At 61.5% G+C, this 26,048-nt stretch carries 19 protein-coding genes; 8 read left to right on the forward strand and 11 right to left on the reverse strand.

All coding sequences use genetic code 11. From position 1 onward, the window contains the following. Positions 1 to 152 precede the first annotated feature (152 nt). Positions 153 to 416 (forward strand): YMGG-like glycine zipper-containing protein, encoded by a 264-nt coding sequence (locus tag AC1VON_RS12290; protein WP_140774486.1) that lies wholly within the window; start codon positions 153 to 155, stop codon positions 414 to 416. A 412-nt stretch (positions 417 to 828) separates the two neighbouring features. Further along, positions 829 to 1,065 carry a hypothetical protein gene (locus AC1VON_RS12295; RefSeq protein WP_483122630.1) on the forward strand — a complete coding sequence of 79 codons (237 nt, stop codon included), beginning with the start codon at positions 829 to 831 and terminating at the stop codon, positions 1,063 to 1,065. Between the two features lie 3,157 nt (positions 1,066 to 4,222). Here the strand turns inward: AC1VON_RS12295 and AC1VON_RS12300 are convergent. Then, entirely contained in the window at positions 4,223 to 4,477 is a 255-nt protein-coding gene (locus AC1VON_RS12300; protein WP_483122636.1) for a hypothetical protein, read from the reverse strand. A 537-nt stretch (positions 4,478 to 5,014) separates the two neighbouring features. Between AC1VON_RS12300 and AC1VON_RS12305 the strand changes: the two genes are divergently transcribed. Continuing rightward, positions 5,015 to 5,356 (forward strand): hypothetical protein, encoded by a 342-nt coding sequence (locus AC1VON_RS12305; protein WP_483122639.1) that lies wholly within the window; start codon positions 5,015 to 5,017, stop codon positions 5,354 to 5,356. Here the strand turns inward: AC1VON_RS12305 and AC1VON_RS12310 are convergent. Next, on the reverse strand, positions 5,327 to 6,142 hold the full coding sequence (locus AC1VON_RS12310) for a plasmid partitioning protein RepB C-terminal domain-containing protein (RefSeq protein WP_483122644.1): 816 nt from the start codon (positions 6,140 to 6,142) through the stop codon (positions 5,327 to 5,329). The genes AC1VON_RS12305 and AC1VON_RS12310 overlap by 30 nt on opposite strands. Then, the gene (locus AC1VON_RS12315) at positions 6,139 to 7,851 is read right to left on the reverse strand and encodes a recombinase family protein (RefSeq protein ID WP_483122650.1); all 1,713 of its coding nucleotides are present in this window, start codon (positions 7,849 to 7,851) and stop codon (positions 6,139 to 6,141) included. Before AC1VON_RS12315 ends, AC1VON_RS12310 begins: the two co-directional genes overlap by 4 nt. Before the next feature lie 96 nt (positions 7,852 to 7,947). Between AC1VON_RS12315 and AC1VON_RS12320 the strand changes: the two genes are divergently transcribed. Further along, a complete protein-coding gene (locus AC1VON_RS12320) occupies positions 7,948 to 8,265 on the forward strand; it encodes a YMGG-like glycine zipper-containing protein (protein WP_483122654.1) in 318 nt (105 codons plus the stop codon). Here the strand turns inward: AC1VON_RS12320 and AC1VON_RS12325 are convergent. The 7 genes from AC1VON_RS12325 to AC1VON_RS12355 all read right to left on the reverse strand — a co-directional run bounded on the left by AC1VON_RS12325 (position 8,259) and on the right by AC1VON_RS12355 (position 19,474). Next, a complete protein-coding gene (locus AC1VON_RS12325) occupies positions 8,259 to 8,888 on the reverse strand; it encodes a class I SAM-dependent methyltransferase (RefSeq protein WP_483122659.1) in 630 nt (209 codons plus the stop codon). The two genes, AC1VON_RS12320 and AC1VON_RS12325, sit on opposite strands and share 7 nt — an antisense overlap. A 283-nt stretch (positions 8,889 to 9,171) precedes the next feature. Beyond that, on the reverse strand, positions 9,172 to 10,692 hold the full coding sequence (locus AC1VON_RS12330; protein WP_483122664.1) for an ABC transporter permease: 1,521 nt from the start codon (positions 10,690 to 10,692) through the stop codon (positions 9,172 to 9,174). Next, positions 10,689 to 11,792, reverse strand: coding sequence for a quaternary amine ABC transporter ATP-binding protein (locus AC1VON_RS12335; protein WP_483122669.1), 1,104 nt, complete (start codon positions 11,790 to 11,792; stop codon positions 10,689 to 10,691). Before AC1VON_RS12335 ends, AC1VON_RS12330 begins: the two co-directional genes overlap by 4 nt. A gap of 79 nt (positions 11,793 to 11,871) precedes the next feature. Then, positions 11,872 to 12,837, reverse strand: a complete 966-nt coding sequence (locus tag AC1VON_RS12340) for an ABC transporter substrate-binding protein (RefSeq protein WP_483122674.1) — start codon at positions 12,835 to 12,837, stop codon at positions 11,872 to 11,874. A gap of 156 nt (positions 12,838 to 12,993) precedes the next feature. Then, complete coding sequence (locus AC1VON_RS12345; RefSeq protein ID WP_483122677.1) at positions 12,994 to 14,550, reverse strand: trimethylamine methyltransferase family protein; 1,557 nt, start codon at positions 14,548 to 14,550, stop codon at positions 12,994 to 12,996. Between the two features lie 14 nt (positions 14,551 to 14,564). Then, a complete protein-coding gene (locus tag AC1VON_RS12350) occupies positions 14,565 to 17,030 on the reverse strand; it encodes a GcvT family protein (protein ID WP_483122681.1) in 2,466 nt (821 codons plus the stop codon). Further along, a complete protein-coding gene (locus AC1VON_RS12355; RefSeq protein WP_483122685.1) occupies positions 17,027 to 19,474 on the reverse strand; it encodes a GcvT family protein in 2,448 nt (815 codons plus the stop codon). Before AC1VON_RS12355 ends, AC1VON_RS12350 begins: the two co-directional genes overlap by 4 nt. Positions 19,475 to 19,593: 119 nt before the next feature. Here AC1VON_RS12355 and AC1VON_RS12360 point away from each other — a divergent pair, with 119 nt between their 5' ends. The 4 genes from AC1VON_RS12360 to AC1VON_RS12375 all read left to right on the forward strand — a co-directional run bounded on the left by AC1VON_RS12360 (position 19,594) and on the right by AC1VON_RS12375 (position 24,786). Beyond that, entirely contained in the window at positions 19,594 to 20,571 is a 978-nt protein-coding gene (locus tag AC1VON_RS12360; RefSeq protein WP_483122688.1) for a LysR family transcriptional regulator, read from the forward strand. A 98-nt stretch (positions 20,572 to 20,669) separates the two neighbouring features. Beyond that, positions 20,670 to 21,998, forward strand: coding sequence for an aspartate aminotransferase family protein (locus tag AC1VON_RS12365; protein WP_483122692.1), 1,329 nt, complete (start codon positions 20,670 to 20,672; stop codon positions 21,996 to 21,998). A 638-nt stretch (positions 21,999 to 22,636) separates the two neighbouring features. After that, positions 22,637 to 23,719: a GHMP family kinase ATP-binding protein gene (locus AC1VON_RS12370; protein WP_483122696.1), complete on the forward strand. Its 1,083-nt coding sequence runs from the start codon at positions 22,637 to 22,639 to the stop codon at positions 23,717 to 23,719. Beyond that, positions 23,713 to 24,786 (forward strand): PLP-dependent cysteine synthase family protein, encoded by a 1,074-nt coding sequence (locus AC1VON_RS12375; protein ID WP_483122702.1) that lies wholly within the window; start codon positions 23,713 to 23,715, stop codon positions 24,784 to 24,786. The genes AC1VON_RS12370 and AC1VON_RS12375 overlap by 7 nt, the downstream gene beginning before the upstream one ends. Here the strand turns inward: AC1VON_RS12375 and AC1VON_RS12380 are convergent. Continuing rightward, positions 24,781 to 26,043 carry a threonine synthase gene (locus tag AC1VON_RS12380; protein ID WP_483126323.1) on the reverse strand — a complete coding sequence of 421 codons (1,263 nt, stop codon included), beginning with the start codon at positions 26,041 to 26,043 and terminating at the stop codon, positions 24,781 to 24,783. The genes AC1VON_RS12375 and AC1VON_RS12380 overlap by 6 nt on opposite strands. Between the last annotated feature and the right edge of the window lie 5 nt (positions 26,044 to 26,048).

A 26,048-nucleotide genomic window follows, 5' to 3' on the forward strand; every position in this document is an offset into this window, starting at 1 on the left:
CACTCCTGTTGGGTCAAGAGCTGAACTTCGCCAGCATCAAGCGGTTCCTGGTGCAAGCGAAAATCGTTTCATATGCTGTTGGCTTGGGGCGATGGATCGAAACTCCGAATGGCATTTAAGCTTCGGCTAATAGTGGCCTCTGGAGACAATAGATGAAGAAGACACTGCTGATTTTGGGTCTGCTTATCCCGCTCGCGGCATGCTCCCGCACCGAACAGGGCGCCGCCGTCGGCGGCTTGGGAGGCGCAGCAATTGGCGCCGCGGTGGCCGGAAATCCTGTTCAGGGAGCGGTTGTCGGCGGTGCGGTTGGAGCACTAGCCGGGGCGGTCATCGGGCACGCCAGCGAAACCGGCCAGTGCAGGTATCGCGATCGGAATGGCCGAGTTTACGTTGCACGGTGTCCGGACGGTTACTGATCTCGAGGCGCGTGGTCAGGTTCGACCACGCGCCTTTCAATGTAGACGAAAGGCAATGGCGTATAAACACCTGGTGAAGTTCTGGTATGGCGGTGTCTGCGCGCCGTGAATTGCTCGGCAGTGTCTGACTATGCAGGCCACTCAGGAGCCAGCTAATTGCAAATGGAAAATCCCGCGTAATCTATAGTAAGCCGTACGACACGTAGTGGCTTCACGCTCACCCTTGGGAAGCGCCTCGACAACCACACATATTTTATCCGCGAGGCTAGACGCAACGGCCTAACGCGCACCCGGTTTTTGGCGGCCGCAGGACTTTAGTCGGGTGGCTTCTCGGACCTTAGCCTCACGGCGGAACGCATAGGGTTTGATGCCGTTACTCAAGCGTCATAAATGGAAACTGGAGAGGCAAATCATGGCGGACGGACCAACTGTTGTAAATTCGGGAGGCGGCGGTACTGCGATTGCCATTGTGATCGCGATCGTCGCAATCGTTCTCTTGTTGATCTTCACCGGCGTAATCAACATCCGGGGCGGCGGTGGGCAGGACATCAACGTAAAGGTTGAAGCGCCCAAGGTTGATGCTCCGGCGAAGCCAGCATCACCTGCACCAGCGGCGCCAGCTCCAGCACCTCCCGCCAATGGCGGCTAAAGATCTAGACGAACGGGATACGGGAAATCTCCGGTGTCCCGATAGCGTCGAAATCACCGAAAATATGGGGGAGTGGTTTGTGCGGGTGGTGCGCGATGGCAAAGTGGAGATTACGGTTTTTCAGGTGGAGGCCTATGCAGAATCATTCGCTGCGGGACAACGCGCCGGACTAAATTCGGTGAGGAAGCCGCCAGCCCCGAGCATTAAGGCATAGACTCGCAAAAAGCCCGTGGGCCGCAGCCTGCGGGCTTTTTTGCGACGGCCTCTTGCTATGGTTCCCTTCTAGGTCGACAACCAAGCCCTATCCCTTGAGCATCCCAAGCATGCACAAACGCGACTGCCGCCAAGGCCTCTTTTCGGTGGCGGGCGTTTTGTGAGTTAAATGGGATCCAGCCTTGGGATCGGGGTCGTCGAGAATTCCTGGGCCTCTTCTGGCCAAGGCCGCATTTGCGGGCGGCTTTGACGTTCTTCCCAGTGCAGACCGCACCACAAAGGGGAGCGGCCAATTTATTCGCTGTGCGTTTGAGCGGTGCCCCGATCGCAGGATACTGCATCGTTGCCCGCTTCTCACCAAGGGACAGTGGACCTTCCGTTGAAGCAGCTTGACGATTGAAGGGACCGCAGCGATTTTTGCCGCGCCGCGGAAAGGGGAGCAACCATGGCGTCGTACGTCAAACAACGACTGTAGGAAATTCGGGCCAGTCCCGCTCTTCGCCGCGCCCCGCCCGGACGCGCCAGTTTCCGAAGCCAGGCAGCGTCTGCCGCTCGCTGGCTCGCCAGCTTGGGCAACAGCAAGCGCCTCTTGACTGTTGTATGTTTGATGGACGGCGAAAGAGCGGTGGGGACCTCGCGTTGGAAATGGGTCTGAGCAATTCCGCCATGTGCCAGCATCTAAGCATTCTGCTCGAACAAGGAATCGTCGAATGCCGAGCCGAGGGCGTTTGGCGGTATTATTCCTGCAAGTCGGATGAGGCCAAGGCTATCATCCGGTTGCTGGATGATTTAGCCCGAAATGACAAGCTCCCCGAAATGTCGCCTGGCACCGGACAGTGACCGTGAAGCCTTCCGCGCACTGTTCCCTTCAGACATCGTTCCACACCAGCCTGCAGTCCCGTTGTGCGGCTTTTGTGCCCCGTTGACACGCTGCCTACGCAGGGCAAAGGGGCAGCCTTAAGATGGCCCAGGGGATATTTGAATGAAGAAGACTTACATTAAGCCGGTGCTGACGCGACGCGAAAAGCTCTCGGCTATCACTGCCGGCTGCACACCATCGACCTGTCCCTGATGACCGCTGCTTGAGTTAATAAGCTCGCTGCCCATCCAGGCACCCGCTTTCATGTTGGAACCGATTACCCTCAGCGGAATTCTTAGGATGCTCGGGCGTCCCCTCGACCGAGCGGACAAACAAGGGCCCGTCACTGTTTTCGCGGTGGCGGGCTTTTTATTCCAGATGAACCGTTGGTGCGTGCGACACCGCTAGCGGACAATCCCGACGATCCGAACTGCGAGTGCATCGAGCCCGCCGCTGTAAATACTCGTCAAGACCTGTTCCGCAACTTCAGCTCTTTGCGCAGTGCATCCAATCAGGTCTCCGCCGCCCAGTCTTGCTGGCTTGTTGCCGACGCAGTCCCACACGCCCCATGATCCGTCAGCCTCGATATGGCAATAAAATCTATGCTGGTGATTTTCCATATAGCCCAACCGTTCAACCTGGGTTTTGGGTCCACGCTATCCATGACAGTGGTTAATGGACCAGCGGCTGTCGCTTCCAAGAAGCCGGAACTGACCAGCCCTGAGAAACTGTCGAGCGATGTGGCTCAGGTGGCGTGTCCGCCGCCGATCGACACTGAGCCCACGTAATCGCTGTGGGCCTGAATCGAGGGCCGCCGGCTCCGGCTGATGGACCTTTCTCGTTTTTGTGGCATGTTTCCGAACTCGAAATCGTTGCTGTGGGCAAGCGGCTAATGTCGATGCGTGTCGTGCCAGACTACCCTCGCGAGTCCCGTTGATGCATTTTCTGTCCGCTGCGGGAGGGTAGAAATTTTCCTCGCCGGCGTTGCGCTGCTACGCTGAGTGAATCGCAACGTGAGTCAAACCGTTTTGTTTATGGGCAACAGCGGTTTTGGGAACTATTTTAGGGCGTGCTGATTGAAACGCTGTTGTCGTGCCTCATTTGGCGCGTTTGAGATTTGTCGAGCCATTGCTACCGACGCTGGTGAGAAAGTCTCCCGAAGGCGAAGACCGGACATAAAAAAGGTGTTCGCCAGCTGCCTCTCTCGCTGTTGGATTTTCCGGGAGAACGTTATGAGAAGCGCTGATGATCCCCCTGTAGAACGACGTGCTTATCCTCGCAGGGCCGTCTTAAAGGACGGAATTATCGTCGCTGACAACGTGAACATTGCCTGCTCTATCAGGAACCAGCACCTGCACGGAGCAGAGTTACGAGTTGATCCGGGCGTCATTATTCGTGACAGGTTCGTTCTCCATGTCCCGGCGGATGACATCTCATATCGTGCAGTGGTGAGGTGGCGAAGAAATGAGCGCCTAGGGGTGCAAATCTATTGAACGACCGGAATAACGCCGGTTGTGACCAAGCAGCCCGGGGGAACGCCGGTCGGAGATCGATTTACTTGTCGTCCGGAACGCGAGGCGTGTAGGCGCTCACTGTTAAGTCGAATTGCATGGCGGGTCGCGCATCGCGCCCGAGCCCATCGAACTGATGGTCTTCGGGGCTACGCCTGTTCGAAGCTTCGCCGTTTAGACACGATGCCGAGCAGATCTTCGCACTGCATCGCGCGCACTCTGGTGAACGACTATTTGGCGCTTTTTTGGGGAGTCGCGACGGGCGGCTGGTCACGACGTTCTCGTTGCATCGAAAGCCCACTTTCCTATCGCGCCACCGCCGTAACAGACCAAGTGGATATGGTTCCCGTCAACCAGGTTCAAGTCACACTGCGTGGCTGGCGGACTTCCTCCATGTTCAACGGAGGTGTGGCCCTTTCGCCCACTATAGGTCCCGTAAGCCGCGCCATCCACGTAGATCGTTCCGGATTTCATGGAATACGTTGACTCGCAGTCGGACCAGGTTCCGTCAAAGCCATGTGCCGCCGACGAGCCATGTTCGTCCTGTCCGTTGCCTGCGTCGCCTTCGCAAACCTCACATTGCCGTACTGACAGGCTGACGGTCTTGCTCTTGTCGAAAACTGTGACCGCTTCCGGCAGCGGCATACTCCACTTCCAACGGCTCCTGGTCCGCAGGGAAGCCCATCTCATCCCACCCTTCGATCGCAAACGCGCCGTCGGCGGCCTGCTCGGCCGTCATTCCAGCACGGTCGAGTACGGCCCTCGCTGCATCTACTCCCCGCTGAATTTCCTCGGGTAATGCGCCCCGAGCTCGCATGATCACGTCCATGCATGGTCTCCTGTGGCTATTTCAGGGATAGTGAACGAAAAGGGAACGTGGAGTCAAGTCCGCGCTTGACGTCAGAGGAAAATGTTCCTTATTTCTGACGTGCATCTGAGCAGGAAGGCTATGGGAAAGCCCCAAGACGCGCCGAACGGTGAAGCTGTGTCCGAATTGGAACACGCTGCTCAGCGCGCAATAGAGGCGGCCGGCGGCGACGCTGTGACTGCATTGCTGAAGGCGCTCGCCAGAAACGCCGAGCTTGAGCACGAGCTTGCTCTGTCGCGTGGGGCGGTCTCGAACGGCTTCTCCAGGGGCTGGCACAGGACGCGGCCATTATGACCAGAAATGATGACACCTATCGCATCAAGGTTTGGGATAGCGAGGAGGAAAAGACGCTTCTCGAAACCGTCAGCCGGTCCTCGGACGTCACCGTGAGTATGGCCGCCTGGCAGGCCGCTATTCGTCGCCGGCCGGGGATGCGAGAGAGGTGGCGCAGTTCGGCTGGAAATCCACAAACTTCCAAGCAATTGAAGGGATCTGGCAATGCACGACTTGATCGACTTCTTCCAGGCCAATGGGGCTCTGGTGATCGCCAACCCTATAGCCTTCCTCACTTTCGCAGTCCTTTTTGGAGGTGGGGGTTTCATTGTCGGCCGCTATTTCCTGACCGAACGCGTAGCCAATCTGGAGAGTCGTATCGCGCGGCGAGATGATGAAATCGCGGCGTTGAGAACACGCAAGGGCAAGACGGCAGAACCGTCACTGATCCCAATCATAGGTACCTCGGCAATTGGTGAGAACGAGGCAACACCGCTGTTGGGAAAATGGCCTGATCGGCGTCGGCCGGGGACACTGTCAGCGCCACCGCGTCAACGTCGTGGCTAAGCTACAGCTGGTGGGGTCGATCAACTTCTGGAATTCAGACAAGGTCTCGGGAAAACTTCGCGCGAGATATCGAACAACGGGAGCGTTATCCATCAGGCGGTTGAGATAGCCGCGTGCCGCTACAAGTTCGAGGCCCCATGGACCAAGGCGCTCGGCGGCGTTCAGGAATCTCAGGCTCAGGGCGGCCAATTCGATTTCCATCGCTGCAATGTCGCTGGCATTGATACCCGCGAACTGCATTCGCGGAACCGAAGGGGCCGCGAGCTGCGATTGCGGTGTAAGACCGACCAGCACCCTTGCCCACAGGAGCCTCACCCTGTCCAACCCGATCATCAGGCGTGTAATTTCCATCTGCCGGCCCGGCACGACCTTCCGCAGCAGGCTAAAAATCCCCGCCGGCACAGGGCCGTCCTCCAACAACTCGAGAGCATCGAGGCAAATCCCCGCAATCAGCTGTCGGTTGGTGAGCAAGGTCGGTTTCTTCCCGGTAAAGGGAAAATCGGCGCGATTGCCTCTTATTCTTTCCGCAAGCTGAGTTGGAATGGAATTAAGGCGTTCCGCCTCTATCAGCGCTCGAAACGCCACTACAGTCGTCAGTTTTCCAAAGAGCGCGGCCATCTTCTCCAGAGCTTTCTGGGACGCGTTTGCCTCTCGGATGAATAGCCGCATTCTTTCACATTGACAGTCATAGGTGGCACGCAGCTGGTATGAGTAGAGCTTCTGCGGCCCCTGCAAATCGCTGGCCAGAGCGACGGCGTGGCGGCTGATCTTTGCGCCCTGCGTCATGACAATGCGGGTCCCTTCAAACGAACCCGCCTCGACAACTCGACCAAAGGGTCCATCGACTGAAAAAGAAACGCATCAACGCCGGCATGGTTGTGTGCTGTCAGCATAGTTGTCCGGCGTTGCACCTGATACGTCGGGCCGATCAGGTAGTCTCGGACCGAGACATTGTCAGGATTCATTCTGATCAGTACCGAAATGTCGGCCTCGGGGAGACGCTCCTGCGAATATGCCCAATGAGGATAGCCGAAACGCTTGGGATGACAGCGCGCGATCCAGGCCGCGACGGTGAACTCGTCATTGATGCTGACGAGTTTGGTCTCGGGGTCATAGCGCGCCAGCCCGCCGGCTAGGCCAATCGAGGCAACAAGGTCTTCAATGATTTCCCGGCGGCGTCGGTGAAGCTGGTCGTTGATGTCGAACCACCCATAGTTCGGCGGGGGGGCAAATCCGACCAGTTTGTAAACCGCGTAGAGGCTTCCGAAACGGGTTTGGTAGGTGCTGACACTCACACAACCTGGTGCCGAATTGATAATATGTTCCGACAGCTTTCCTCGCTCAGCCAGCAGCTTGGAAAGGTCAGCCAACATCTGCTCGTTGCTGAGGGGCGTGCGCGCATCCGCGACGGCCCTTGCGCGCAGAAACACCTTCCGGTCGAGGATCGGCTCGCAAGCCTCTTCCGCGCGCACCCATGCAGACGGCGGATTTCTCGCCCGCTTGCCATGAAGTTTTTCGGATTTTCTGTTCCATACGATGTTGCCGATGTAGCGTTCATTCGTCAGGACCGTATGCACGGTATTGCTCGTCCATCTCCGGCCGATCTCCGTAAGCACGCCCCTTTTGTTAAGCGCGCGCACGATCTCGATCCGGGATTTGCCCTTGACAAACTGGCTGAATATCCAGCGCACGACCGCAATCTCTTCCGGCGGACCGGGCACCAGCACAACCCGGTCGGATCCCAGGCCTTTGTACTGTCTGCGTTTGAGAATGAACTTCGGCTCGCCTGATCCATCCACCAGGAGCCGCCTGAGACCGTAGCCTGCGAGACCACCCCCGCAGAAACCCATTTTCACCACGCGCCTTTGACCGAGAAAGACCTTTGCCGAGAGCATGCGGCTCAACTCGGCCGCCATGCTACGCTTGATAGCCTTCAGCACGTCTGAGCCGATGGTGCCATCGTTCGCGAACTGCTCGGCGCAGAATTCGATGCGCACGCCAGCCATCTGGCAGCGGTATTCATAAGACGCGCTTTCATCAATATTCTGGAAACGCCCCCAACGGCTCACGTCATAGACGACCACGGTCTCGAAATCGGCGTTCCCGCTTTCAATATCGATCAACAGCCGTTGCAGCCCGGGCCGTCCTTCGATGTTGAGTCCACTGCGACCGGGATCCGCATAGGTAGCGACAATGTCGTACCCCATGATGTCGGCATATTCGCCGATGGCATCTCTCTGGTTGTGGATGGAATAGGTCTGAGTGTCGGTCGACATCCGCAGATATTGCGCAGCGCGGATCCTCGGCCTGGATGCCGGAGCTTTTGGAATGCTTGGATTCCTGTCCATCGCTTGTGCACAATATCCGGTAGCGACAGCATACCGACATTCTGCCTGTTGTTTCGTTATGGTTTCCCAAACAGTTTGTATCGAATGGGCGGCTTCTGCGCGGCCCTGATCGGCGGCCGAGTATTTGTTCAACCAGAGAGAAACCATGTCTCATATCGTGAGCGCGCGTGCCGCCGTTCCGCCGCAATGCGACCGCACTTGCCAGGGCATCGGCCCGCGTGGCCTCAAAAGGAGGTTCTTCAGATGATCATCAAGAAAGCGATTTTGGCCGTCCTCATGACCGCGGCACTTGCGGGCTGCGAGACGCAAACCGAAGGCCAGCAGCGCGCCACCACGGGCGCGCTCATCGGCGGCGCCGGCGGCGCTCTTGTCGGCCAGGCGATCGGCGGCAACACCAAGAGCACCGTCATCGGCGCTGCCAGCGGCGCGTTGCTCGGCGCCGTCGTCGGCTCGGCCACCACGCCGCAGCCCCGCGGCCAACAGATGTGCCGCTACCAGGACCGCTACGGCCGCATCTACACCGCGCCTTGTGATGACCGGTATTATAACGGCAACTATTGAGGCCCCGCTGACGCCTTCCTTGCGAAGGCCCATACCATCAGCGGGTATTCCTCGTCATTGCTGAGGTCTCGCCAAAGGCCGTAGGCGCGCACAGGGCCACCGATGTGGGCCCTGGCGCAGGCCTTGTTGCCCCAGCCATCCACCTTGACATTGGCTTCGGCAAAGCCGCCCTCGACCATCAGTTGCTTCAGGCCGGCGGGCGTCCATCTGTTGTAGTCGTGCGGCCTGGCATGCACGCGAAACAGGAAGGGTGTGGCCACCATCGCCCAGCCGCCGGGCCTGGTCATGGCGTGGATGTTTTGCACCGCCGCCATCGGCCGCTGGACATGTTCCAGCACCTGATCGGCGATGACGATGGAATATTGCTCGTCGGTGCGGTCCCTGCAGATGTCGAAGGCGGGAAAATCGACCGAGCGGTAGTCGGGGCACATTGCCCGCCAATAGCGGTTCCAGCCGGGCGAAATCTCGATGACATCGGACGCCTTGCGGTTTCCGGCTTCGAGGAAGAGCGTGAACGCCTCGATCTGGCGGATGCGCAGCCAATTGCGGGAATCGTAGCCAAGCAGGCGTTTGGCCATATGTTTTCCGCGGTTTTTCAGGGTGCCGGCAAGGCTTGTCGTCATCAGATCGACCTCATCCAAAGCCCGCCGTGCCGGAGTCTCTAACACCGCCCGGTGGGCAAAAGATGACAGGACAGCTGATCTCGTTACGAGTGCCAAGACGTGATCAACCACACATAGACCGATAGGAAACGTTGACCTTCAGCGACGAATCTTTGTTTGCCAATGGGTTATAAGAAGTCCGCCAAACTCGCTTCAAGACGCTATTCCGCCGAGTCGGGAACGGGAGCTTTGCGCCTCGCTCCGGTCGTCCGAGCGCCATCCGCAAAGGCAAAGATGGACATGGCTATCGATTGCGACCCTGGACGATGCGGTCGATCACCATGGCGCAGAGCAAGATGGCGAAGCCCGCGAGCAGCCCCTGGCCGACAGCGGCATATTGCAGGGCGTTGAGGACATCCTCACCCAGCCCCTTGGCGCCGATAAGCGAAGCGATCACCACCATCGACAGGCACATAAGGATGGTCTGGTTGATTCCGGCCATGATCGACGGCATGGCGAGGGGCAGATCCACCCGCGTCAAAAGGAACCATCGCGTGGCGCCATAGGCCTGCGCCGCCTCCCGGATCGCCGGCGAAACGCCTTGAAGACCAAGTGCCGTAAGTCGCACCACGGGCGGCGTGCCGAAGATCAGTGTCGCGATCACCCCAGGCGGCTTGCCGATGCCGAACAGCGCAATGACCGGGATGAGATAGACGAAGGCCGGCATGGTCTGCATGAAGTCGAGCACCGGCCGCAGCGCCGTGTAGACGCGCGGCCTGCGGCCGCACCAGATGCCGAGCGGGATGCCGATTGCCAGGCACAGCACGGCGGCGGTTCCAAGCAGCGCGACCGTTTCCAGGCTCTTCTCCCAAAAACCGAGCACGGCCAGATAGGCGAGGGCGGCCGCGGTGAAGATGGTGACGCGCGGCCCGGCGAGTTGCCAGGCAAGGATCAGGATCACCGCCATGGTCACCGGCCATGGCATTCCGGTCAGCGCGTAGGAAAGCCCGTCGAGCACCAGCGATATGCCGCCAGTGATGGCGCCAAAGAACCCTTCACCGGTATGCGAAATTGCTTCCATCAACCCGTCCAGCGCCGATGACAGGCCAACTTGCCAGTCGCGGTTGGAGGGTGCCGCCACGATCCAGGCGCCCGGACTTGCCCCGGCAAAACGGTAGACCGAAAGACCGTAGGCCAAGATGGAAAAGACCAGCGCGCACAGTGCCAGCGGATAGTTCAGGCCATGCCGCAAGGCCGGGTTGGATCGCCAGCGCGTGAAGCGCCGCTCGAGCAGCCGGTTGGCGAGAAACCCGCTCGCCAGCCTTGCAAGAAGCAGCGTGACGGAGCCGGCGCCGATGAGCAGAGGGGCTTTCCCCTTGGCGGCCTCCGCCTGCGCTTTTGCCGCGTCCGCGGCTCTCTGCAATGCCGCGGCAGACGATTTCAAACCCTCGGCATTTTCCGCATTCGCGGCCTGCGCGGCTTTCGCCTGCTCGGCTCTTGCCTCTGCCTGTTTGGTCAGCCGCTCCGCGCGAGCCTCCTCGGCCGCGCCGAGATTGCCGGCCACACCGATGCCGAACTGGACGACCGCCAGCATTTCAAGGAAGAAGACGATCCAGAACAGCACCGCGACACCGCGCGCCGCCGCCCAGACGGATCCGAGCAGCGCTGCCGCGACATTGAACGGCCATACCGTATGGCGCGCCCGCCGGATGCGGGCGAACCGATTGACATAGTAATCCTGATTCTGGACGACGAATTCCTCGACCAGACGGTTCTCCGCCAGCGGTTCGAACTGGTGCGGGGGCTGCGGATGATAGGCGTTCACGATTGTCCGCCCTTTCGCAATCCGTTCAAGAGGCGCTGCCTGTCAACCACGCCGACAACCGTTCCCTCGCCGTCCGTCACCGCCAGCGGCGCGTCATCCAGAGCCGCGAATTCCACGAGTTCGCCTAGCGGCTGCCGCACGCCAACTCGGCGCAAGGACTTCAGGTCCGCCTGCGGAACTCTCGCGCTGAAACTGCGGACGGGCTCCATGATGCGGCCGGCGGTGATCACCTTCAGGCGCGAAATGTCGGCGACGAATTTCGCGACATAGTCATGCTTGGGTGCGGTCACGATGTCTTCGGGCGTGTCGATCTGGATGATGATGCCATCCTTCATGATGGCGATGCGGTCGCCGATGCGGATCGCTTCGTCGAGATCGTGGGTGATGAACACAACCGTCTTGCCCATGGAACGTGACAGCGCCACGAACTCGTCCTGAAGCTGGCGCCGAATCAAGGGGTCGAGCGCGCTGAACGGTTCGTCCATCAGAAGGATCGCCGAATCCGCCGCCAGCGCGCGGGCGAGGCCAACGCGCTGCTGCATGCCGCCGGAAAGCTCGTGGCAGTAGCGATCGCCCCATCCAGTGAGATTGACCTTCGCAAGTGCCGCGTCGGCGACATCGAAGCGCTGCTGCTTGCTCGCCGCCTGGATCTCCAGGGGCAACGCCACGTTGTCACGCACTGTACGGTGCGGCAGCAGCCCGAAGCTCTGAAACACCATGCTGACCTTGCGCGACCGCAGCGTCCTCAACTCCGCCGGTGTCTTCGTCATGATGTTTTCGCCGTCGATGAAAATCTCGCCGGCGGAGGGTTCGAGCAGTCGGTTGATATGGCGGATCAATGTCGACTTGCCGCTGCCCGACAGGCCCATCACGCAGAAGATCTCGCCGGGTGCGACCGAAATGCTGACATTGGCCACGCCGATGACGCAACCGAAGCGCCTGGTCACTTCCTCCTTGTCCAGCCGGTCGCGCAGGATGGACGCCATGGCCTCCGGCGCGCGGACGCCGAAGACCTTCCAGACATTCTTCATCACAATGGCGGCCGGGACAGCGGCGCCGCCGTGCTCGGATCGCGAAATCCTCGTCGACATGGCGTCCATGTCTACTGCTTTCGCCCGCTCATCGGCAATTCGGCTGGCGAGAGCCGAACCTGGCTACAGGCGCCGCGCGGTGCTCCGCTTAGTGGCCGAACCACTTTGCCACGTCGTCCGGATGAGCCTTGATCCACTCCTTGGCCACTTCGTCGGCGGCCTTCTTGTCGACGATGATCGCATAGGCCCATTTGGAGATGTCGTCCGGGTTGAAGCTGATGCGCTCCAGCGCCGCGGTCAGTTCGGGCTGGCGTTGTGCGAGCGAGGCAGCATAGGCGACGTGCACGGTGGTGTCAGCATAGGCAGATGAGACCTTTGACTTCTCGAACCATTGCGGATCGTCATTGGGCTGCACGACCACGAATTTCGCCGGATCATTCTTCGGCTCGGTCAGGAAGGCTAGCTTGTAGCGCGCGAAATTCTGGTGTGGGCTGTAGCAATAGCCGACCCATGGTTTGTCAGCCTTCGCCGCGCGGTCGAGCGAAGCCGCCGCCACCGCCTCGTCGGTCACCTGCAGGTCGAAGAAGTCTTCGAAGCCATAATCGCGCGCCCTGACCTTCTCGATGTTGGTCGACTGCCAGCCCGATGCGCCGATCCAGATTTCGCCCTTGCCGTCGCCATTGGTGTCGAACAGCTTGGCATTGTCCGGATTGGCGAGATCGGAAACGTCCTTGATGTGATATTTGTCGACGGTGACCTGGGTGACACAGTAGCCCTGCTTGGCCTCGTAGCCATTCTGCGCGAGTTTTACCGTGCCAGCGCCCTTGACGTATTTGTCGACCAGGCCTTGCTGGTTCGGCAACCAGACATCAGGCCAGATATCGACTTCACCCTTGTTGCGGTCCATCGCCTCCCAGATCACCGGAACGGCGGTGGTGGTTACCGTGGAAACATCGAGCCCCAGTTCCTGCTCGGCCGCGTTCTTGATGACGTTCATGACCGCCGTGGCGGTGGCATAGTTCGGATCCGGCATGGTCACATCGGCGGCCAGCGCCGAGGATAGAGGCATCAGCAACAGGGCGCTCAATGCGGTTTCGAGAAGGTAACGTTTCATGATGTTCCCCAACGGAGTTGCGCTGATTTCGTTCAGTCTATCCATCAGGTTAGCGGAACACGCAGGCAATCCATCCCAAATTTCACCGCATTAGGAAAAACGATGGAGCGCATAAGGTCACCACCTCGCGGCGACATGCTCCAGGGGTGGACGGCTCTAGAAATAGGCCTGGTCCGGTTCACTGGCCTTGCGGTTGGCGATAAAGGCCTGGAGCGCTTCGTCGATCGCCGAATCGAGGCCCGGATCCTGGTATCCGTCGAGCAGCCTTTTCCATTCCCGGTTGGCACGCTGCGCGGCGTCGAGCCGGCCATCCTCGTTCCATTGTTCGAAGGAATTGTTGTCGCTGCTGGTGGAGCGATAGAAGGCGGAGAGGAAGTTGGACTGTGTATGCGCGCTGCCAAGGAAATGCGATCCGGGGCCAACCGCTTCGATTGCCTCCATCGCCTGGGCATTCAGCGACAGATCGATACCCTCGAACAGGCTGGCGACCTTGCCGCAGAGATCAGCGTCGATGACCGTCTTCTCGAATCCGGTGACCAGTCCGCCTTCCAGCCAGCCGGTGGCGTGGTTGATGACGTTGGCGCCGGCAAACATCGACATCAGGATGCCCCATGTCGCCTCCTGCTCGGCCTGCGCGTCGGGAAGTTTTGAGGCTGACAACGAGCCGACAGTGTGGAACGGCACGCCGACGCGCCGCGCGAGCTGCCCGCAGGCGAGCACCATTTTGCCTGCCTCCGGCGTGCCGAAGGTCGGAGCGCCGCTCTGCATCGAGATCGTGCTGGCAAAGCTTCCCATCAGGCAGGGCGCTCCGGGGTTGATCAGCTGCACGAGCGAGAGACAGGCAAGCGCCTCGGCCAACACCTGCGCCAGTGTGCCGGCGACCGTGCAAGGGCTCATCGCGCCGGCCAGCGTCCACGGCGTGCAGGCGACGGGCTGATTGTTGCGGGCACACACCTTCAGCGAGCCCGACATGTTGGCGTCGAGCACGAGCGGTGCGTTGGTGTTGGACACGTTGTAGAGCACGGCGTTGTGGGCCACGAACTCCTCGCCGAACACGATCTTGGCCATGTCGACCGCGTCCTGCGCTCGCCTCGAACCGATGAACGCGCCCATGAAGGCGCGGTCCGAATGACGGATGTGGGTGTAGAGCATGTCGAGATGGCGCTTGTTGGCCGGCAGGTCGACAGGCTCGCAGACGACGCCGCCCGAATGATGCAGATGCGGGATCATCTGATGGATCTTCACCAGATCGCGAAAGTCCGCGATCGTGGCATAGCGCCGGCCGCGATCCAGGTCGTGGACGAAGGGTGGGCCCCAGGACGGACACAGCACTGTGTTGTCGCCGCCAATCACCACCGTGTTTGCTGGATTGCGGGCGTGCTGCTTGAATTGTGAAGGCGCGGTGGCGCGGATGATCTTGCGGCACATGCCAGGCTCGAAGCGGACTCTGGTGCCCTTCACGTCGGCGCCTGCCTCGCGAAAGATGTCGAGGATCTCGGGATCGTCATGGAACTCCATGCCGACCTCCTTGAGCAGCCGGTCGGCATTCGCCTCGATCAGGCTCAACCCCTCTTCATCGAGGATGTTGAATGTGCCGATCCTGCGGCTGATATAGGGTCGCCGCGGTGCCTGCTGAGCGAGGCGCTGGCCCTGTCTTCCAGCCCGGCCTCCGCTTCGTGGCGCTGGAGCGTCGGTCGTCGCGTCCTTGTCCATTTCAGTCTCCGTGATCAGGCAGGCATGAAAGCAGCCGGCGCATCGGCCTGAAGGCCGCGCAACCGCAGATTGTCCGGATCGTAAGGAGCCTTCTTCAGCTCCCGCGCCGACAGTTCCTGGCCGAGGATCGACACGGTCAAGCCTTCGGCCGCAACACCGGGCCGCAGATAGGCAAGCGCAATGGTCTTGCCTGTGCGGAAGCCGTGGCTGCCGGAGGTAACGATGCCGACCGGGCGGCCCGCCTGCATCACGGCGTGGGCGTAGAAGGGCAGCCTGTCGCCATCATCGTCGATTTCGATCAGCACCATTGTCCAGGCGCTTTTGCCGACGCGCTCCAACATTGCCTCGCGACCGACGAACGTCCGCCCGTCAGCCTTGACCAGCGCGCCCAATCCGGCCTCCAGCGGCGTCCGCTCGGTGGTCAGGTCGACGCCCCAGGCACGATAGCCCTTTTCCAGCCGCATCGCATTCAGTGCGTAGATGCCGAACGGACGCAGATCGAACTGCGCTCCGGCTTTGATGATCGCTTCGTAGAGCTTGCCGAACTGCGCCAGCTGCACATGCAATTCCCATCCGAGTTCGCCGGCGTAGGAGACGCGAAGCGCGGCCGCCCTGATGCCCGCCACGCGCAGAATCTGCGCCGAAAGCCAGGGGAATGCCGCATTGGACAGATCGGCTTCGCAGATTTTTTGCAGCAGGTCGCGGGCACGCGGTCCCATCACGCCCAGCACGCCACGCCTTTCCGTGACGTTGTCGATCGTCACGCCCGGGAAGGCCGCGGCGCGCGCACGCAGCAGATCCTCGTCATGTCGTTCCGCAAGCGCTGCGCTGGTCAGGTAGAACCCTTGGTCGCCGAAGCGGGTCACGGTGAATTCCGATGCCAAGCCGCCTTTTGCCGTCAGGACGTGAATGAGCCCGATGCGGCCATGGCGTTCCGGTGGCCGGTTGGCGCCGAGCGAAGCCATGAAGGCGCTGGCGCCCGGCCCGCTGATCTCGAACTTGGAGAAGGCTGAAAGGTCGATGGCGCCTACGCTGCCCCGCACACCGAGACACTCGCCGCGCACCGCGTCGAACCAGCCTGGCTTGCGGAAGGTCAGCTGCGGGGCTCCGTCAAAGCTCTTCACGGCGAACCAGTTCGGGCGCTCCCAGCCATAGGCAGCGCCGAGCACGGCCCCCTGGCTCTTCTGGAGCTCAAGTGCCGGCGTCGTGCGGCGCGGCCGGCCCGCTTCGCGTTCCTCATTGGGATAGTGGATGCCAAATTGCAGGCCGAAGCCTTCGACCGCCTTGTCGATACGATAGTCGCGATCGGCATAATTGCCGAACCGGCGAGGATCGATGGCCAACGCGTCGCTCGGCGGTGATCCGTCGACGATCCAGTCGGCGAGGAATCGGCCGGCCCCGCCGCCTTCCATCACACCCATGCTGGAGCCGGTGAGCAGCCATGCATTGCCGAGGCCAAAAGCCGGACCGACCAACGGATTGGCGTCCGGCGTGAAGGTGATCGGGCCGTTGACCACCGTCTTGATGCCGGCATTGGCGAGCGCCGGTACCCGCTCCATCGCAAGGGAGATGATATGCTCGACACGATCCAGGTCGGGCGGTAGCAGTTCCATGCCGAATTCCGGAGGAACGCCGTCGATCGCCCAGGGATGGGCCGACTTCTCATAAGGGCCGACTATATAGCCGTCGCGCTCCTGGCGCAGATACCAGCTTTCTTCGGGATCGCGGATGATCGGCAGTTCCTTGGCGCCGGCTGCGATGCGCTCGCCAATCTCGGGCACGGTGTCGGTCACGACATACTGGTGCAGCATCGGCACGACCGGCAGGTCGATACCCATCATGGTGCCGATCTCGCGGCACCATGTCCCGGCCGCGTTCACCACATGCTCGGCCATGATGTCGCCCTGCTGCGTGCGAACCAGCCATTCCCCTGATGCCTTGCGCTCGATACCCAGCACCGGATTGTGGCGCACGATCTCGGCACCGCGCGAGCGTGCGCCGGTAGCCATGGCGTTGGTCGCCAGCGTCGGATCGACATGGCCGTCATTAGGCTCGTAGATCGCGCCAATGATGCCGTCCGTGTGGCAGAGCGGATAGATTTCCTTCAGCTCGCCAGGGCTCAGAATGCGGAAATCATGGCCAACGAAACGGCCCAGTCCCTGCACGTGGCGGAATTCGTCAATGCGTTCCTGCGAACGGGTGATGCGTAGCGCGCCGCTTGGGTGAAACCCTGTCGGCAATCCGGTCTCTGCGGTGAGAATCTCGCGGTAGAGCCGCACCGAATGCGCCCGCATCTCCATGATCGTCGCATTGTGGGCGAAATGCGTGCAGAGCCCGGCGGCATGCCAGGTGGAGCCCGCCGTCAGCTCCTGTCTCTCGACGAGCATGACATCGCTCCAGCCGCGTTTGGCGAGGTGATAGAGCAGCGACACGCCCATGGCGCCACCGCCGATAACGACCACGCGGGCCTGCTGTCTCATGAATTTTCCTCCGCGCTTGCGCGCATGCGCATTCCTGTTGGGTCGTAAGGGGGCTTGTCGAGCGGCTGGAGCCGGTAGCGGGTACCGGCGACCGCGATCTCATAGTCGGAAGCGAGCAACTGCGCTTTCGACTCGCCTGGAGCGCAAGCCACATAGCCGAGACAAAGGCTGAGCCCCGTGCGAACGCCCAGACCGCCTGAAGTCGTCAATCCGGCAAATTTGCCGTCTCGGTAGATGGGTTCGTCATGCAGCAGAAGCGGATTGGCGCCGACGACCGCGAAATGCATGAGCCGACGCCGCACGCCATCGACCTTCGTTTTCAGCAGCGCTTCGCGGCCGATGAAATGGTCCTTCTGCCAGGAAACGGCGAAAGAGAGACCTGCCTCCAGCGGCGTGTCCTTCGGCCCGATATCATGACCCCAATGGCGATAGCCCTTTTCCAGCCGGCAGCCATCCAGCGCGTAGTGCCCACAAAAGGTCAGGCCATGAGCGCTGCCCGCCTCGGCGATGGTGGCCAGCAGCCTTTCGGCGTGTTCGACCAGCACATAGAGCTCAAAGCCGAGTTCGCCGACAAAGCTGACCCGCGTCGCCCGCACGTTCGCGGTGCCGATATCGATGCGGCGCGAGGTCGAGAACGGAAACGCCGCGTCGGAAAGATCGATATCGGTGAGACTTTGGAGCAGGTCACGCGAACGCGGTCCCATGACACCGAGCACAGCCTCCGCCGACGTCGCGTCGAAGGCCGAGACATTGAGGCCGAGGTCTTCGGCGTGGCGGCTGATCCAGGCGAGGTCCTTCTGCCGTGTCGCCGCGCCCGAGACCACGCGGAAAGCGTCCTTGCCGATTCGCGCGACCGTCACATCGGCCTCGATGCCGCCCCGCGCATTGAGCATCTGCGTATAGACGGCTCGGCCTTCGGGCTTGTCTACGTCGGCGGCACACAGGAATTGCATCAGTGCGACCGCGTCGCGTCCACGTACATCGATCTTGGTGAAGGGCGAAAGCTCGAACAAGCCAACGCCTTCAGCCATCCGCTTGGCTTCAGCCCTGGCAGGGCGCCACCAGTTCTGCCCGCCGACGGAATGGCCACGCGTTTCAGCGTCCCCGAACCAGAGCGGTCGCTCCCAGCCGGTCGGCGCGCCGAAAACGGCGCCCGCCTCGGCGAATGTGCTATGAAAAGCGGAACGCCGGACGTCGCGCCCGGCAGTCGGCTGCTTGTAAGGCCAGTGCATGCGGAACAGATCGGCGACCGCCTCTTCCATTCTGGCGCCGACGAAGGAGCGGGCCGCAGCGGAGCGATCGAAGCGGGCTATGTCGAGCGCCCATAGATCGAGGCTTGGCTCGCCATCGACAATCCACTCGGCCATCGCCTTGCCTGCGCCAGCGGACGACATCATGCCCGTCGAGTTGAAGCCGGCGGCGACGTAGAAACCGCGCAGATAGGGCGACTCGCCCATTAGCGGTCGTGTGTCTGGCGTAAAACTCTCCGGCCCGTTCATGAAGTGTCTAATGCCGGTTTGCGACAGCGCCGGCAGAAGTTTCAGCCCGGCCGCCATGAAGGGCTCGAACTGGTCCCAGTCCTCCGGCAGTTCGAGGAACGGCCTGTCGCCGGCCGGTCCGCGAACGTCGAAGAGCTTGGCGTGCGGCTCAAACCCGCCGAGCACCAGCTTACCGGAATCACCCTTGACGTATATGGCTTCATCGAGGTCGCGCAGGATGGGAAACGGATCCTGCAGGCCGGCGATCGGTTCGGTCACCACGTACATGTGCTCGACGGCCTGCAACGGCACGGGAACGCCGGCGAGCGTGCCGACATCGCGCGCCCAGGCGCCAGCGCAATTGACCACGATCTCGCAATCGATGGTGACGCCGGAAGCCAGGGTTACACCGGCGACCCGGCCATTGCCGGTCACGATGCCCGAACAGGCGCGGCCTTCCAGGATGCGGATACCGGCCGCGCGGGCCCGTTTGGCATAGGCGGCGCAGATGTCGACGGGATTGGCCTGGCCGTCTTCCTCGACCCACAGCGCGCCTTCGATACCGTCCACGACGATATCGCGCACGCGCTCGGCCACGCCGGCCTTATCGACGATCCCGACCCTCAGGCCGCAGACATCGCCCATGTGCGCGATGCGCTTCAGTTCGTCCATGCGCTCCGCGTGCCGCGCCAGCCACAGGCCGCCGGTGCGCCGGTAGCCGGATGCCTGGCCCGTCAGTTCCTCAAGGCGCGGAAATAGCTCCGTCGCATATTGCGCAAGTCGCGTCAGGTTGAGGCTTGCGCGCAATGGGCCGACAATCCCGGCTGCATGCCAGGACGTGCCGCTGGTCAGTTGATGGCGCTCCAGAAGGACGACATCGCTCACGCCCAGCTCGGCAAGGTGATAGGCTGTGGCAAGGCCAATGACGCCGCCGCCAATGATCACTATGCGTGCCCTGTCATTCACGTTGTAGGAAACCTTCGCTGGAACCGAATGGCGCGATCTTTTCCCGCTAAGCCTCTTGCGCTCAATCCAAATTTTGCAACATTAGGAAAACTTATGAAGCTTCGCGGGTGGAGTTGCGGGTGAAGAGCGGCAGTTTCGATTTCAATCTTTTCCGATCGATCGAGGTTTTCGTCGCCATCGTCGAGACCAGGCATGTCACCCAGGCCGCGCAGATGCTGGGCATGACCCAGTCGGCCGCTTCGCAACATCTGAAGAACCTGGAAAGCGCGCTCGGGGTCAGCCTGATCGACCGCAATTTGCGGCCGATCGAGCTCACCAAGGCTGGCATCGCGCTGCATCGCCGCGCCGTTGCCATACTGGCCGAGGTCGAGGGCCTGCGCACCGACGCGCGCCGCGTCAATGCGGCGCCGCTGCCCTTGCTGCGCATCGCGCTCCTGGCCTCCATCGCGACCACGCTGGCTCCTGCGCTCTCGGTCCTCGCCCGCAAGGGCTTCGGCATTCCCGAACTCAGCCTGTTCGCCGGGCTTGCGACCGACCATGTCGCTTTGCTGCGCGCTCGCCGTGCCGACCTCGCGGTCACCTCCGGCGAGCTGTTCGAGATCGAGGGACTGACGCGTTACCCGGTGATGACTGAAAAATTTCTGCTTGTGACGCCAAAGGGCTTTGCTGGTGATGTCGGCGACATCGTGAAGCTCTCGAAGAAGCTCGCGTTCGTGCGCTTCTCGCGCGAGACGCCGGTCGGGCTGCGCGTCGACCAGCATCTCAGCCGGCTGCGCCTCGAGATCCCGCGTGCCATGGAGGGCGACCGCTCCAGCGTTGTGATGGCGCCGGTTGCCGCCGGCATGGGCTTTGCGATCCTGACCCCGACCTTGCTTATCGATGGCTTGGCGGAAGGCATGGAGATCGATGTCCATCCCTTGCCCTTCACAAACCTTTCACGCAACATCCTGCTTGTCGCACGCGAGCGTGAACTGGGAAGCCTCCCCGAGGCATTCGCCGCGCGCACCGCCGAAGTCCTGACCAACGCGATCAGCACTCGTCTGCCCGGCCTTCCGGCCGATTGCTATACGGTCGACCGTGCTTCCCCCAGCGACTAATCGGCCTCATCAGTTATCCTGATGAGAATGTTTGCCTGTGTGCGCGCCGTGCATTCCGTGTTTTCAATCAGCGGAATTCGCAACACTGGAGGCAAGACATGAACGCTCCGCAGGTCCATTCAAGTCTGGACATCGACTGGTCGACCGAGGCAATCGTGGAGCGGCGGAATCGCTTCTATTCGGCCACGCAGCGTAAATTCGTGCCCTACAAGGATCCGCTGATCCTCAAGCGCGGCAGGGGTCAGTATGTCTGGGACGAGAAGGATCGCAAATATACCGATCTACTCGGTATGAACCTTTGCATCTCGGTCGGTCACGCGCATCCACAAGTGGTCAAGGCGGCCTCGGAGCAATTGGCGGAACTGACGCATTGCACGACGATGTTCTACCACCCGGTTCCGGCCCAATATGCCGAGGAACTGGCGGCGACAATGCCGGTAGGACATGACTGGGTCGTGCATTTCACCAACAGCGGCGCCGAGGCAATTGATCTCGCGCTTCTGATGGCGCGCTCGCACACCGGCAACATCGATATGCTGGCGCTTGCCTCGAGCTATCACGGCGCGACATTCGGCGCCCAGTCGGTAACCGGCATAGCCGGTTTCCGCCATCAGGTGCCGCAGCTTGGCGGCGTAACTTTCGTGGCCGAGCCCAACCAGTATCGTGGCATTCATGGCGAAGGGGTGCAGCCTTATCTCGACGAGGTCGAGCGCGCGATATCAAGCTCGACCAGTGGCCGGCTGGCCGGCATGGTCATCGAGCCCGTACAGGGTTATGGCGGCATCGTGCCGATGCCCCCGGGCTACATCGCCGGTGCCTTCGAGCGCGTGCGAGCAGCAGGCGGCGTCTGCATCATCGATGAGGTACAATCCGGCGTCGGCCGCACCGGCAATGCCTTCTGGGCGTTTGAATCGCATGGCGTCGTGCCCGACATCGTCGTTGTCGCCAAGGGCGTCGGCAATGGCATCCCACTCGGCGCCGTCATCGCTAGGCGCGCGGTCGCCGAATCCATGGCCGACAAATTCCTTTTCCACACCTATGGCGCCAATCCTGTCGCCTGCGCCGCTGGACGCGCGGTGCTCAAGGTGATGCGCGAGGAGCGGCTGCAGGACAACGCGGCTGTAGTGGGCGGCGCGCTCATTCAAAGGCTGCAGCATCTCAAGAGAGATTTCCCGCTGATCGGCGATATAAGGGGACAAGGCTTGATGCTCGCCATCGAGCTGGTCAAGAGCCAAGCGACAAAAGAACCGGCCCCCGAAGCAACCCTACAGGTCTTCGAGGAAACGCGGCGTCACGGCCTCGTCGCCAGCCGTTCCGGTCCATATCGAAACGTCATCAGGATGTGCCCGCCACTTTGCCTGTCGATGGCCGATCTCGATAATGTGGTGGACAGCTTCGTCCGTAGCTTTCGGATCGTATCAACCTGACCGGTTTTGGTACGATGGGTTGGCAAGATGCTTTCTTATCCGAACAGCCGCTGCTCATCGAACCCCGTGCCAATAACGTCATAACGTCCAACCGATGGAGTTGGACAAGATCGCCGGCGAGGAGGGAGACCGGTGTGCGATGTAGGCGGGGAGCGGCCGGCGCGTCCGCGATTGCAATTTCTCTAGAATCTTTCAAATCGACGGCTGGCCGTTACTTCCAGCAGTGTCGGCGCCCACGCGGTGGTGCCTGAAGCTGACGGTCCTCCTACGGCGCCATCTCGGTCATTCACAGGAAAGGGGTTCCTAACGGCCTGCGGCCACGCGGTGGATTGCCGCGCGGCAGTACATAGCCTTTTCTATGTCGATGCTCGATGCTCGATGCTCGATGCTCGATGCTCGATGCCTAAGCCGTCTGGTTTCGCGAACAGGTCGGCGAACTGCTGCACGCCCGCGCTCCCGATCGTTATCCTTTCGCAGGTGGCACCGATCAAATCGCCCCTGCAAAGCACGCGCCCTGGGCGTCGAGCATTTTGGTCAGACCGGCACCATCGCGGATCTCTATCGGAATTATGGCATCGATGCGCAAGGTATCATGGCAGCGGTGCAATCGGTTTCAGCCGGCCGGCCACTGAGGCACCTTGGCTCCGCCGCCTGACGATCCGCCAGCATCGCCTGGTTGCCGGCTCGGTCGAGCGCCGTCAATACCGGAATTCCTTGAGGGTCGTCGCCAATCGTCCGCGCCATCTTCCCGCGTGGCGAGAGAGCGTGGGGGAGATAAAAAAATGGCTGAGGCCGGCAATCTCATGAGCGGTGACGCGCCGCGGCCGTCGGTTGGGACGGCAGCAGCCATTGCACATCACGGCGAACTCATCCAGGGCGTCTTCAAGGATGATGGCGGGCGCCTTCATCGCGGGCTCGTAACACTGCCGATTGCCGGCTTGAGATCGGAGGCGAGCTTTGTCAGGAGCGATGGCGATGCGGTCGTTGTCCACCCCAATCACAAGGTCAAGGCAGCGGCAGCCGCGCGGCTTACGCTCGATTTCTTGAACGTCGCCGGCGGTGGCGAGTTGACACTTCAAAGCGCAATTTCCGTGGGGCACGGCTACGGCTCATCGACGGCTGACGTTGTCGCTTCCATTCGCGCTGTCGCCGCGGCCGTTGACGTCCAACTGCGGCCGTCAAGCATCGGGCGTCTGGCTGTGGCTGCCGAGCGTGCCAGCGACGCGATCGCGTTCGATGAACACGCGGTGCTTTTCGCGCAACGGGAAGGCACGGTGATCGAGAATTTCGGTGGCTCCCTGCCGCCGTTGCTTCTGATCGGCTTCAAGACAAATGGCGGCGTCCCGGTCGATACATTGCAGCTTCCACCCGCACGCTACGACAGCGCCGAGATCCAGGAATTCGGCGTGCTCCGGGCTCTGGTGGCGCGGGCGGTTCGCCTTCAGGATCCGTACCTTCTTGGACGCGCCGCCTCGGCCAGTGCCCTGATCAGCCAACGACACGTGCCGAAACAAGGCTTCGGCGAAATCGCCGACATTGCCAGGCGAGCCGGGGCATGCGGAGTGCAAGTCGCTCATAGCGGCTCGTTGTTCGGCCTGATCTTCGATCTTTTCACATCGAATCTGAAGCGACGGGCGGCGCTCGTCGCGCAGCAGATAAGACGTGCCGGCTTCAAGGATATCGAAGTCCATCTGGTTAATGCGGAGGGCTGGACATGGTGACCCTCGACGTGGACTATTTCAGGGACCTTGAGACCCCGCGCCTTGCCGAGCTGGCGCCAAATCTCGTGGCCGCGGCGTTTCCGCTGATGAAGCTGATGCCGGCCCGCTACATTCTGGATCGGGCGGCGTCGAATGGCGAACTGAAGGCAGGCTCCCATATTGTCGAGACGACGTCGGGAACGTTCGGAATGGCGGTGGCGCTGCTCGCGGCGGCGCGAGGTTATCGCCTTACCCTTGTCACTGCTTCAACGCTTGTCGATGCCAAATACAAAGCCCGCCTAGAGCGCATCGGCGCCGCGGTCATCGCACTTGACGATCCGCGCGGCGACGGCAATCAGCCTGGCCGGCTGGAGCGCCTCCAGGAAATCCTGGACAAGGAGCCGGATGGTTTCTGGACCCGACAATACGACAGTCCGGGCAATTGGCTCGCCTATGCGCGGTTGGCTGAACTCTTCATCCGCGCAATGGGCAGGATTGACTGCCTGGTCGGCTGCGTCGGTACGGGCGGCTCGCTATGCGGCACCGCTTCCTTTTTGCGAACTGTCTTTCCGCATCTGACGGTGTTTGCCGTCGATACCCATCGCAGCATTCTGTTCGGGCAGCCCGTCGGCAAACGTATGTTGCGGGGCCTGGGCAACAGCGTTTTACCGAAAAATGTCAGGCATGAGCTTGTCGACGAGATCCATTGGGTTGGCGCCTACCCGGCGTATATGACCGCGCACCGTTTGCTGCGCGGGCACGGCCTCTTCATGGGGCCGACAAGCGGCGCCGCCGCCTTGGTGGCGCAATGGGTTGCAACGACCCTTCCGGATGCGCAAGTGGCGGTCATCATGCCTGACGAAGGCCATCGCCATGCCGAGACTGTCTACAATGACGACTGGCTTGCGGCTCTGCCTGGCTGGCCCTGCAAGGAACTGTCCGAGCCAAGGACACTGACGACAATCGCACCGGCCGCGGAGACGCAATGGACGCGCTTTCTTTGGCTGCGTCGCAGCCTCGGCGATGTGCTGAAAATGCAGGCAGCAGGCGAAGTGCCGCCGGCTGTTGGTGCGCCGGAAAATCTATGAAACGAGATCCAGCCCGTTCTTGTCGAGCCAGCGCCAGGCATCGTCCGTCGTCTGGAAAATCCGATCGTGCTCGTTCGATCCAGCGGACCGATCGAGGTCCTTGAGACCGCTGGCTGTCACGACGGCCACGACACGGTCTGTGGCTGCGATGACACCTTGGTCCTTCAATTTCGATATGGCGATCAGCGGCGTGACCGACGCCAGTTCGGCAAAGATCCCTTCGTCCCGCGCAAGGCGTTCCTGCATCGCGATCAGGCCGTGATTGCTGACGGGGACGGCGTGCCCGCCGGATTCGCGCAGCGCCTTCAACGCCTGAAAAGTGCTGCGCGGCGTGCCGATCGATACGGCAAGGCTGTCGAAGAGCATCTTGCGTTCACTCAAGGCATCGGCGCCGCTGGCCAGAGCGTCCGCCAGCGACCCATGCACCTCCGCCGCGACGAGGCGAGGCAGGCGTGTGATCGCCCCTTGCGCGAACAGCTCGCAAAAGCCAGCCCACACGCCGGACAATGCATCGCCGTAGCAGACCGGCAGGACGCACCAATCTGGCGCCGTCCCGTTCGATTGCTCGACGATCTCGTAGGCGATCGTCTTATAGCCCTCGATGCCGAGTGGATGGCTGCCGACGACCGGACCGTGATAGGGCGAGGCGATAAACCAGTCGTAGCGGGCAGCCGCCTGTTCAAGCAGCGACCATCGGTCCATCTTGCTGACCAAGGGCAGCACCGTCGCGCCATATTTGCGGATCTGCGCCAGCATCGCCCCGGCCGATCCCGCGAAAGTGGTGACGACGCATTTCAACCCGGCTCGGGCTGCGTAGGCAGCCAGCGAAGCGCCGGCGTTTCCCGATGAGGCGGTCGCGACGATCTTCGCGCCACGTGCGCGCGCCACGCTGACCGCGATCGTCGAGAAGCGGTCCTTGTGCGACCAGGTCGGGTTTCGGCCTTCGTCCTTGATTGCAAGGTTAGGCACGCCGAGAAACGCGCCGATGCGCGGTGAGGCAAGCAAAGGCGTCAGACCCTCGCCGAGGCTCACCGCTTCCGCTTCTGTGCAAGGCAGCATTTGCGCAAAACGCCACAGCGAGCGCGAGCTGGTGGCGCCGGCTAAAGGGTGAGGCTGCGGAGCCGCATAGACGGGCGCAAGATTTGCTGGCGCGGTGTCTTGGCACCGCGCGCATCCTTTGGAGTCGATCGTGACGTTGGCGGGGTAGGAAGCGCCGCATCGGATGCAGGCGAATTCCAGGACCCGGCTTTTGTCCATCTCGA

It is taken from the genome of Mesorhizobium sp. HAY1-8B (genome assembly GCF_056868045.1).

What these genes read in the sequence shown, in the direction of transcription:
- AC1VON_RS12290 (WP_140774486.1), top strand. Translation starts at nt 153, where the DNA reads ATGAAGAAGACACTGCTGATTTTGGGTCTGCTTATCCCGCTCGCGGCA.
- AC1VON_RS12340 (WP_483122674.1), bottom strand. Translation starts at nt 12,837, where the DNA reads ATGAAACGTTACCTTCTCGAAACCGCATTGAGCGCCCTGTTGCTGATG.
- AC1VON_RS12295 (WP_483122630.1), top strand. Translation starts at nt 829, where the DNA reads ATGGCGGACGGACCAACTGTTGTAAATTCGGGAGGCGGCGGTACTGCG.
- AC1VON_RS12315 (WP_483122650.1), bottom strand. Translation starts at nt 7,851, where the DNA reads ATGGTTTCTCTCTGGTTGAACAAATACTCGGCCGCCGATCAGGGCCGC.
- AC1VON_RS12350 (WP_483122681.1), bottom strand. Translation starts at nt 17,030, where the DNA reads ATGAGACAGCAGGCCCGCGTGGTCGTTATCGGCGGTGGCGCCATGGGC.
- AC1VON_RS12380 (WP_483126323.1), bottom strand. Translation starts at nt 26,043, where the DNA reads ATGGACAAAAGCCGGGTCCTGGAATTCGCCTGCATCCGATGCGGCGCT.
- AC1VON_RS12345 (WP_483122677.1), bottom strand. Translation starts at nt 14,550, where the DNA reads ATGGACAAGGACGCGACGACCGACGCTCCAGCGCCACGAAGCGGAGGC.
- AC1VON_RS12305 (WP_483122639.1), top strand. Translation starts at nt 5,015, where the DNA reads ATGCACGACTTGATCGACTTCTTCCAGGCCAATGGGGCTCTGGTGATC.
- AC1VON_RS12325 (WP_483122659.1), bottom strand. Translation starts at nt 8,888, where the DNA reads ATGACGACAAGCCTTGCCGGCACCCTGAAAAACCGCGGAAAACATATG.
- AC1VON_RS12300 (WP_483122636.1), bottom strand. Translation starts at nt 4,477, where the DNA reads ATGGACGTGATCATGCGAGCTCGGGGCGCATTACCCGAGGAAATTCAG.
- AC1VON_RS12310 (WP_483122644.1), bottom strand. Translation starts at nt 6,142, where the DNA reads ATGACGCAGGGCGCAAAGATCAGCCGCCACGCCGTCGCTCTGGCCAGC.
- AC1VON_RS12335 (WP_483122669.1), bottom strand. Translation starts at nt 11,792, where the DNA reads ATGGACGCCATGTCGACGAGGATTTCGCGATCCGAGCACGGCGGCGCC.
- AC1VON_RS12320 (WP_483122654.1), top strand. Translation starts at nt 7,948, where the DNA reads ATGATCATCAAGAAAGCGATTTTGGCCGTCCTCATGACCGCGGCACTT.
- AC1VON_RS12365 (WP_483122692.1), top strand. Translation starts at nt 20,670, where the DNA reads ATGAACGCTCCGCAGGTCCATTCAAGTCTGGACATCGACTGGTCGACC.
- AC1VON_RS12375 (WP_483122702.1), top strand. Translation starts at nt 23,713, where the DNA reads ATGGTGACCCTCGACGTGGACTATTTCAGGGACCTTGAGACCCCGCGC.